Source organism: Pusillimonas sp. (genome assembly GCF_044464525.1).
Classification (GTDB): domain Bacteria; phylum Pseudomonadota; class Gammaproteobacteria; order Burkholderiales; family Burkholderiaceae_B; genus Pusillimonas.
The window spans coordinates 20,959-30,039 of record NZ_JBIQLE010000037.1 but is presented as its reverse complement, the minus strand read 5'-3'; the positions used below and the strand labels follow the sequence as shown (position 1 = coordinate 30,039).

Annotated in this window: 9 protein-coding genes; all 9 read right to left on the bottom strand. The window is 55.8% G+C overall.

The annotated features are described in order from the left end of the window. Positions 1 to 825, bottom strand: an 825-nt coding sequence (locus ACIY1O_RS15555; RefSeq protein ID WP_397476011.1) for an ABC transporter permease, incomplete at its 3' end; no start/stop codon positions are given. A 27-nt stretch (positions 826 to 852) separates the two neighbouring features. Continuing rightward, positions 853 to 1,659 carry an ABC transporter ATP-binding protein gene (locus ACIY1O_RS15550; RefSeq protein ID WP_397476010.1) on the bottom strand — a complete coding sequence of 269 codons (807 nt, stop codon included), beginning with the start codon at positions 1,657 to 1,659 and terminating at the stop codon, positions 853 to 855. Further along, on the bottom strand, positions 1,646 to 2,611 hold the full coding sequence (locus ACIY1O_RS15545) for an ABC transporter substrate-binding protein (RefSeq protein ID WP_397476009.1): 966 nt from the start codon (positions 2,609 to 2,611) through the stop codon (positions 1,646 to 1,648). The genes ACIY1O_RS15550 and ACIY1O_RS15545 overlap by 14 nt, the downstream gene beginning before the upstream one ends. Positions 2,612 to 2,750: 139 nt before the next feature. Next, a complete protein-coding gene (locus ACIY1O_RS15540) occupies positions 2,751 to 3,359 on the bottom strand; it encodes a flavin reductase family protein (protein ID WP_397476008.1) in 609 nt (202 codons plus the stop codon). Between the two features lie 55 nt (positions 3,360 to 3,414). After that, positions 3,415 to 3,903: an aromatic-ring-hydroxylating dioxygenase subunit beta gene (locus ACIY1O_RS15535; RefSeq protein WP_397476007.1), complete on the bottom strand. Its 489-nt coding sequence runs from the start codon at positions 3,901 to 3,903 to the stop codon at positions 3,415 to 3,417. Beyond that, complete coding sequence (locus tag ACIY1O_RS15530) at positions 3,900 to 5,231, bottom strand: aromatic ring-hydroxylating oxygenase subunit alpha (protein ID WP_397476006.1); 1,332 nt, start codon at positions 5,229 to 5,231, stop codon at positions 3,900 to 3,902. Before ACIY1O_RS15530 ends, ACIY1O_RS15535 begins: the two co-directional genes overlap by 4 nt. 10 nt (positions 5,232 to 5,241) lie before the next feature. Next, positions 5,242 to 7,137: an ABC transporter ATP-binding protein gene (locus ACIY1O_RS15525; RefSeq protein ID WP_397476005.1), complete on the bottom strand. Its 1,896-nt coding sequence runs from the start codon at positions 7,135 to 7,137 to the stop codon at positions 5,242 to 5,244. Beyond that, positions 7,134 to 8,024, bottom strand: coding sequence for an ABC transporter permease (locus ACIY1O_RS15520; RefSeq protein WP_397476004.1), 891 nt, complete (start codon positions 8,022 to 8,024; stop codon positions 7,134 to 7,136). The genes ACIY1O_RS15525 and ACIY1O_RS15520 overlap by 4 nt, the downstream gene beginning before the upstream one ends. Further along, on the bottom strand, positions 8,021 to 9,034 hold the full coding sequence (locus ACIY1O_RS15515; protein ID WP_397476003.1) for an ABC transporter permease: 1,014 nt from the start codon (positions 9,032 to 9,034) through the stop codon (positions 8,021 to 8,023). Before ACIY1O_RS15515 ends, ACIY1O_RS15520 begins: the two co-directional genes overlap by 4 nt. Between the last annotated feature and the right edge of the window lie 47 nt (positions 9,035 to 9,081).

Here is a 9,081-nt window from a genome sequence, read left to right as displayed (position 1 = left end):
CGTTACCAGCTTTAAATCGGATGGATTGAGCCCCAGCGCCAAGGCCAGCGATGACAACTGGTAATACACGACAGCTCCAACAATGGGCGCTGCTATCTGACGCAAGAGGTTGGAACGCCCGGTGATGGCCTCGCCGATAATGACCGACGCCAAACCATTGACCAGCATGCCCACTCCCATGCCGACATCTGCATAGCCCTGCAACTGCGCCATCAGCGCACCGGCCAGACCACTGATCGAAGAGGCCAGCCCCAGGCCTCCGGTGGTGTAGGCCACCAAGCCGACTCCCAGGGCGGGCGCCAGATGTGGGTTGGCTCCTATGCCACGCAAAGCCAATCCCAAATCGGTTTGCAGCAGCCACCATAAGAACAGCAAGATCGCGACGGCCAACACAGCGAAAAATACGATCTGGATGGCAATATTCGCAAGGATTTGGCTGCTGACCCAGTCATAGACGGTGTCAAACCCAAACAGGGGTGCATTAGGCTTGCCCAGAATGCGTAAATTGACGCTCCAGAGCATGGTGACCGTCAAGATCCCCGCCAGCAATGAATGCACCTTGAACTTCAGATGGATCAGAGCCGTCGCCATGCCGGCAAGAAAGCCCGCGACCATCGCAGCAATGGTGGCCAGCACCGGGTTCCAGCCCGCAGCAATCAGGGCAACCGCTACGCAAGCCCCAAGCGGAAAGACTCCTTCGCTGGACAGGTCGGGCACAGACAGCACTCGAAACGGAATCATGATGGCCAGCGCAATCAGGGCATACACCAGGCCCTGCACCAGCGTGACCGGCACCAGGTTCCAAAACAGTTGCAAAATATCCATGGATGTCGCCCAGAAAATGTGTTCGCCCTACGCGTGCAACAACTGTCGATCAGACGCTGCGCCAAAACGCTGGATCAGGTCGTCGACGGTCAACCCCGCCTTGGCTTGGCTATCCAAGTCCAGATGAATTCGTCCAGCGTTAAGGGCCAGCAGACGATTGCCGACATCGACCGCTTGTTGCATGTTGTGCGTGATCATCAGCGCACTAAGCTGGTCCTCTTCGACAATGCGCCGTGTGGCCTGCATGACCAGCTCAGCCGTTCCAGGGTCCAACGCCGCCGTATGTTCGTCGAGCAGCAGCAACCGCGGTTTACGCATCGACGCCATCAGCAGGGCCAGAACCTGACGCTGCCCGCCCGACAGACGCCCTGCTTGTGCACCCATGCGCGTGTCCAGTCCCAGCCCGAAAGGCTTCAGAATTTCGGAGAAGCGTCGGCGATTGTCGCCATTCAGAGCCAGCCTGAACCCACGCCGTAGCCCGCGCCGGCTCGCCAACGCGAGGTTTTCTTCAATGGACAGCGCCGGCGCCGTGCCTAACATGGGGTCCTGGAAAACCCGCCCGATATAGGCTGCACGCTTGTGAACAGGCAAATGCGTAACGTCTTTCCCTTGCAAAAATACCTTGCCGCTGTCGGGAAACAGAGCCCCTGAGATGACATTCAGCATGGTACTTTTACCGGCTCCGTTCGACCCGATCACGACCGTGAAATCGCGATCCTGCATGGTCAGGCTCAACGCATCCAGAGCCGTTCTTGCATTGGGCGTTCCCGGATAGAACGTAACGCACACGCGGTCAAGCTGCAGAACAGAGGCGGCGTGCTCAGTCGACGACACAATCGCAATCCTTGAGAGACGCAGGCAAAGAAAGGCCCAAAGCTTCCATCTGGCGGCGATTGATACGCGCTATATGATCGTCCGCCTCCAGCACGGCGACCGGCAATGTGGCGGGATCCGCTCCGTTGAAAATCTGCACGGCCAGATCGCCGGCCTTTTCGCCGATTCGATAAAAGTCGGCCGCGAAGGCGGCAAATACGTGTCCGTCGTCGACCGACGGTACATTCGAACCAAATACGGGCAGCGATATGCGCCTTGCCGCCGAAGCGATGGCCGGAGCAGCCGGCTGCAACAAGCTGGACGCCGGGATGAACAAAGCGTCCACTTGTCCACGTGCCGACGTGACGCGCTGCGCGATGTCGTTAGCGTTTTCGACACCTATCTTGACAAGCTGCACGTCGTGACGCGGTGCAATTTCTTCCAATTGGCGAACAAAAGCCGTGTCGCTATCGTCGCCAGTGTTATACAGAATTCCCATCCGGGCCATACCCGGAACCAACGTCTTCATGAATTCGATCGTGGCATCCAGGTTAGGGATGTTCGAGACGCCGGTCATCAAGGTTGCCCCGTGATCCCAGGAGCTTAGCAGCCCGGCCTGCACGGGGTCGGTGACCGGTGCAAACACAATGGGGAAACTACGGTTTTCCAGTATGCGCTTTGCCGACTGGGCCATCGGCGTCGTGATGGTCAACATCAAGTCCGGCTTGCCGGCCGCCAGCCTATTCAAGAATTGCGGCACCAGCGAACGATCGAAATTGACATTGCCTTCGTCATAGCTGGCGTTCACGCCGGCCTTCTCAAGCGAAGCCTTGAAGCCGTCAGACACCTGCTGCAAGGATTCATGCGGGCCAAAAAGGGCAATCGCAACTTTTTTAGTGTCGTCCGAGGCTGCTGACAAGCCCGGTAAAAACGCGAGCGCCATCAGTAGTAGTTGCCAGATACGAATGTTCATGGCTGTCTCCAGAATGTGGTCGAATTACAGATACTACGAATACGTATTAAATAGAGGCAAGAATAAATTGTCAATCCGTGATTACCGCTGGCGCGGTGTTGCGATTGCAATGCGCGATGAGTCGAGCGGTTAGCTCGGACTAGGCGGCGGAAGGACGTGTGCGGTTAATAATCTCGCCCAGAGCAGCATATAAAGGCCCACCCAATCTCGCCACCGGCTGCATACCAACACTATCTATATGGTGGCCGTTGTAAATGTCGGGACTCAGATGAAACATAGCTACTTCACCGATATATAGCGTATTGATGCCATTGCCCAGCGGCACGATCTGCGACAAGACACATTCCATCTGAACCGGAGATGCCGCCAAACGAGGTACGGATACTCGCTGCCCAGGCGTCAGCGCTATGCCCAGCTCCTCGGCCTCGCTGACGTCACCGGAGTATTCGGCGCTGCTTTCGTGCATAAGATCAAGGGTTGCCCGGGTGGCAATGTTGACTACAAATTCTCCGGTGTCGCGAATATTTCGGGCGGTATCCTTGATACCGCCTGAATCAGTTAAGGTGATGTTCACGGCCAGCATTGGCGGTGAGTGGGCCACATAATTAAACGAGCTGAACGGAGCCACGTTTACAATTTGACCGGCAGACTGGGTGCTGATCCAGGCAATAGGACGGGGGACAACAGCGCCGGTAAGAAGCTTATAGGCATCCGAATCCGACATGCCCTCGCACGACAATGAAATCATAAAAATTCGTCCATAGTATGGAAATTAGCCCAAGCAAGCGAACGTATCGGCTTGGTCAAATGAATAATTGGATAGCGGGCAATGCCGTATCTGCATTCAACAGCTGAACGCGCTTTCTCACAATATTGAATTGCCCGTTCGTGTCTCGAAGCTGGTAATCGACCTTCGCGCACAAAATAAGTTGATCTTGCGCCTGGGTCTCCATATAGAACAGGTTACACGAGGCAGAATGAAGGGCCGCCTGTTGCACGCCAGCAGGCACGTGCGGCTTTTGCACGACCCTTAGACTACGAACCTTGGGTGAAAGCGAGTGCGCCCTGCCGTGACGTAATCTCTGGATACGCAACTTGAGCAGCATCTTGCTTTCAAGAGCAATCGACGGCTCACTCTCGTGACACTGCTGTTCAGGCCTCGCGGGAACCCAATACACGCCGTCATCCGCAAACAAGTCGTACCACTCGTCATAGCGGCCATCGTCCAACAGGCGGTTCTCAAGATAAACGAAGTCGGCAAGCCTTTGTTCCAACACCTCATCCAAGTTCACGCGGTCTCTCCTTGTTCGCAGTCGGATGTCAACGCGACCACCCACGCCTTGTACTGATTACGCATGACCAGTTCGTTATTTCCATCATCAAAGCTAAGATCATCACCCGAGGACTCGTATCCTGGCTGGTATTGCCGTTGCAGGTTGACCCATGGATTGCCTTGAGCAGCCAGCGCCTTCTGCTGGCTTTCAAACAAATGAACATCGTCGTGAGCAACAACGCTCATGGGTGAGAAAACCAATCGTCCATAGGTTAGGCCACGCTTTAGCATGACGTCGGGCGCACCCTTGGGTTGAAAGGCCCATACTTCTATTTGCGTCAGCCCTACCGACAGCGGACGAATTACACGAATAATTTGCGGTGAGCCCTTGGCAGCCAGGCTGGGATAAAGAACTATGTTCTGGGGTGAGAACGACACGATTTCACGCGCTCGCTCGGCGCCGTAGGCCTCCTCGAGCAACTGCTGATAGCCGGGAATATCTGAGTAATCAGTATGGATGCTGAACTTGGTACCCAATATGCTGTGTCCATTAGGCAGGGTGCGCGCACCCATCTTTGAGTAAAAATCGTATCCTGCACCAAATGGCAATAGCTGCTCTATGGCCGTGGGATCAACATCTGTAAACTCTTCGCCGACCTTCCGTGCCGTACTGGACGCTGACTCGTGTGTAGAAATGGGGTGCACCGTATCGTTGATGTTCTCCAGATACATCTTCCAATTACAGCGAATTACGCTGCGGATGCTGCCCGCACCAATTTGCAGCTCACCCAAGGGCGATCTATCGACCATGTTGTCCAGAGCTTTAAGCACATCGCCAAAGTAATCCTTGAAAGCGGGCCCTTGGTGGCTTAGCCGCGCAAAGATGAAGCCGCGGTAGTTATGTACGCCGCCCGGAGTCGAGAGCCCGGCCGCGGCCTCGCTCTGCTTGAAGCTGGTGCCTTCGTAATCGCCCTTCAGAGAAACTGCCAATAGACTGCCGTCGGTGCGAAACGTCCACGCATGGTACGGACAGCGCAAAGCGCGGCCGGTATTGCCGGACGGCTCGGCCAGTAGCCGCGCCCCTTTATGCGCGCAACGGTTGATAACCACATGCACGCTGCCGTCAGTATGGCGCAGCATAATGACCGGACTTCCAGCCAAAGTGAGTGTGATGTAATCGCCCTCTTTCGGTATCTGGCTTTCGTGCCCGACATACAGCCAGGATCGCGCGAAAAGGCGCTCCATTTCAAGTTGAAAGACTTCTTCACTGATGTATGCATCCCGATGGACTCGCCCGTTTTGATACAGGCCCGCAAGCGCGGCCGGGTCGTCTCGATAATTGCTCATACAGACCTCTTCAGATAGGCGCCGTTTGCTTCTTGGGGCAATCGGAGGCGGTTGGTTGCGCGACTGGTTCAGGTGATATCACGTCTTCTGGCGGCCAGGGACAGGCCATGTCATCAGGCGGCACTGCAGCCAGGAGCGAGCGCGTATACGGATGTTGCGGTGAGCCAAACACATCGCGGGTCTTGCCTTGTTCGACTACTTCTCCTTTGTGCATGACCAGTACGCGCTGGCAAAGATAACGGACGACAGAAAGATCGTGTGAAATGAGCACAACTGCAATGCCGAGCTCTCGATTCAACGCCAGCATCAAATTCAAAATCAAAGCTTGAACTGACACATCCAGGCCAGAAACGATTTCGTCCGCGACCAGAACCTGAGGCGTAGCGCACAAAGCTCTGGCGATATTGACCCGCTGCTTTTGGCCTCCTGATAACTGTGATGGGAACCGCCCCAAGGCATCGGCGGCCATACCGACCTGCTTCATCAATTTGGCAGCGCTTTCGACACGGGTGGCAGGCGAGATATTGGGTTGGATCTCGAGTACCTGCGTGATGAGACGCTCGACAGTACGGCGCGGATTGAGGGCCGAATCCGGGTCTTGGAACACCATCTGCACCAACGTGCGCATCTGGCGCGACTGCTCGCTTGTGGCCTCTGCCCGATCTATCCCATTTACCAACACTTTGCCCCGGGAAGGTTCCACCAGCCCCACCAGGATTCGTGCCAGCGTGCTTTTGCCGCTGCCGCTTTCGCCCACAATGCCCACCAGTTCACCGGGGTAGATGCTTAGGGATAAGGGCCGTAATGCATGAAACTCAGGTTGTTTGAATGAGCCGTTGCGGCGATATACTCGACTGGCGTTTACCAGGTGCAGCAACGGCCGTCCAGACAGGTTTTGCGATTCGGGTACATGATGCGGCAAAGTCTGGAGTCGTGAGTTATGTCCTCGACACGATCCCGCACAACCGACAAAATGCCCAGCCTTGACCTCTTCAAGCATAGGTGGCTGCTGAGCACAGGTTTCATCACTGGTCGGGCAGCGACTGGCAAAGCGACACCCGGGCATCGCGGCCATTTCCCGTGGGCCGGGCATGAGCTCGGGCAGCGTGGCCAATACGTACTGAGGGCCATCAAGATTGGGCGTAGCCAGTTTTAGCGCCCACGAGTATGGGTGCATGGGAGTGTCAAGCACACGACCAGCCGGCCCTCTCTCGACGACATCCCCTGCGTACAACACTGCCACCTCATCACATACATGAGCCGCCATTCGCAGGTCGTGAGTGATTAACACCACTGCGGTATTGTGGCGTTGCTGCACCTGCTTGAGCAGACGAATTATTTGTGCCTGGGTAATGACATCAAGGGCAGTGGTCGGTTCGTCCGCAATGATTAGCTCGGGGTCGCCCGAGAAGGCCATCGCGATCAGGACGCGCTGACATTGCCCGCCAGACAACTGATGCGCATATCGATCAAGCATATCGCTTGGTGTAGGCAGGCCGACCTCGGCCAAGCGATCAGTCGCGTAGGATTCCCATTGTTTGCGTGGCCGGCCTTGATGCTTGAGATGCTCAAAGAACTGCTGACGGATGGTCAATACGGGATTAAGCGCCGAAAGCGGCTCTTGCGGAATGAAGGCGATTCGCCTGCCTAGCCACGATTGTGCCTGGCGGCGGGTGAAGGGCTCACCCCGGAAAAGCACTTGGCCTTGGGCAAAACGAAGGTTTTCGGGCAACAGCCCCGAGACAACGCGCCCGATCATGCTTTTACCTGCGCCTGATTCACCTACCAGGCCCAGCACCTGCCCCTGGCGCACCATGAAGGAAACCTTGCGCAATAGCGCAACATCCGTACCAGCGGCCTTTACCGTAACGGACACGTCGCGAAACTCAAGTACAGGGGTGCTCATGCGTCAGCCCCCCGCTTTCTGAGGCGCGGATCAAGCACCACACGTAGACCATCGCTCAATAGATTGAACGCCAGTACTGCGAAAATAATGCCGATGACTGGAGCCAGCAGGTTCCAGCCCGCCTGATATATCTGATCGCGCCCGTCAGCCAGCATGACACCCCAGGCGACAACATCCGACGGTACCGACAAGCCCACAAAACTCAGTATGGCCTCGACGATGATGGCTACCCCCATCTGCAGGCTGAACAACGTGATGATTAACGGAAACACTGCCGGCAGGACTTCTCGAAGCACGATGCGCAAATGCGAAAAACCCAAGAGCCAGGCCGCGTGAACGTATTCGCGTTCACGCACCACAATGACTTCGGAGCGCACCACCCGATAAAAACGAGTCCAGTCGACCAGCACTACTGCCAGAATGACATTGCGAACGCCCGTGCCCAACCCCACCATCAACATCATGGAGAACACAACCGGCGGAATGGACATCCACAATATGACTGCGCTGCTAAGAAAACGATCGAGCCGGCCGCGGTAATAGCCCGCCGCCAGACCCAAAATTGTGCCCAGCAACATCGTGCCGACCGCAGCTGAAAATGCCACGAGCAAAGCCAGGCGGCAGCCAAAGATGACGCGCGACAATACGCAACGGCCCAAACCATCTGTGCCCAAGGGATACTGAGCAAGCCCGCCGTCGCCCCACATGGGCGGCAGCAACGTTGCCAGCAAGTCTTGATGGTTAGGGTCGTTGGGTGCAAGCCAAGGAGCGAACACGGCCACGATGACCAACGCCGCCACCATCGCCCCGCCCACCACTATTTTCGGATGAGCCAGACGCTTTAACGCCCCACTATGCGCGGAAGGTTGATATGTCGTCGCTGTCATGAAGCCTGAACCCTTGGATTAAGCACCACATAAAGGCTATCAACACCGAAATTGATCAAAAGCACCATCAGGCAGAAAACCAGAGCGACACCTTGAATGAGAGGCAGATCAAAGTTCTTGATGGCCTGAACCATCAGATTTCCGATTCCGGGAAATGAAAAGATCATCTCAATGAGCAAGGTTCCTCCAAACAAAAAGCCCAACTGGACCCCTATCAGCGTCAATGTAGGCAGCGCGGCATTCTTGAGCATGTGACGCATCAAGACGCTCCATTCGCTCTGCCCCCGCAAGCGCGCCGTAGTTACGTATTGTTCTGTGGATGTTTCCAAGAGGCTTGAACGCAGCACACGCACAATAATCGGGCTGAACGATAAGGCAAGAGCCAGCGCGGGCAGAATCAAATGCGCAAAGGCGTCGAAGAAGGCGCGCAAGTTGCCGTGCAAAAGCGCATCAAGCAGCATGAAGCCTGTAATTGAAGGCACAGCATACGAAGGATCGATGCGCCCCATGAAGGGCAGGATGGGAAGCATCACGCCAAAAACAATGATGAGAATAATGCCCCACAGAAACGACGGAATCGATAGCAGTACGACGAGCAGGAAGTCGGCGCTCATCTCAGCTTTTCGGCCTTCGAGTTTGTATAACAAGATACCGCCGGGGATTGAGATCAGTAAAGCGATGATCAGGCTGACCAGCACCAATTCCAGCGTCGCCGGTAACGCTTTTGCCAGCAGCGCGGCCACTGATTCGCGAAAATAAATGGAGTTGCCCAGATCGCCTTGCAGCGCGCGTGACAACCACACCATGTATTGTTCGAAAATGGTGCCGTTCAAGCCAAGCTCGATTCGCACGGCGTCGATGTCGGCCTGTGTGGCAGACGGTGACAACAACATGGCCAAAGGGTCGGACGGAATAAGGCGCAGCACAATAAACACCACTACTGACAAGCACAAGGCAGTGATGAACATGGCACCCAAGCGGCGCACAAGTAGCAATATGGAAGGCGTCATAGGCATCCAACGCAATTAAGAACCACTGACCGACGCTAGCGTCGGTC

Excerpts from the sequence above, each read along its gene's own strand:
- ACIY1O_RS15540 (WP_397476008.1), bottom strand. The coding sequence starts at position 3,359 with ATGATTTCATTGTCGTGCGAGGGCATGTCGGATTCGGATGCCTATAAG.
- ACIY1O_RS15525 (WP_397476005.1), bottom strand. The coding sequence starts at position 7,137 with ATGAGCACCCCTGTACTTGAGTTTCGCGACGTGTCCGTTACGGTAAAG.
- ACIY1O_RS15530 (WP_397476006.1), bottom strand. The coding sequence starts at position 5,231 with ATGAGCAATTATCGAGACGACCCGGCCGCGCTTGCGGGCCTGTATCAA.
- ACIY1O_RS15545 (WP_397476009.1), bottom strand. The coding sequence starts at position 2,611 with ATGAACATTCGTATCTGGCAACTACTACTGATGGCGCTCGCGTTTTTA.
- ACIY1O_RS15515 (WP_397476003.1), bottom strand. The coding sequence starts at position 9,034 with ATGACGCCTTCCATATTGCTACTTGTGCGCCGCTTGGGTGCCATGTTC.
- ACIY1O_RS15520 (WP_397476004.1), bottom strand. The coding sequence starts at position 8,024 with ATGACAGCGACGACATATCAACCTTCCGCGCATAGTGGGGCGTTAAAG.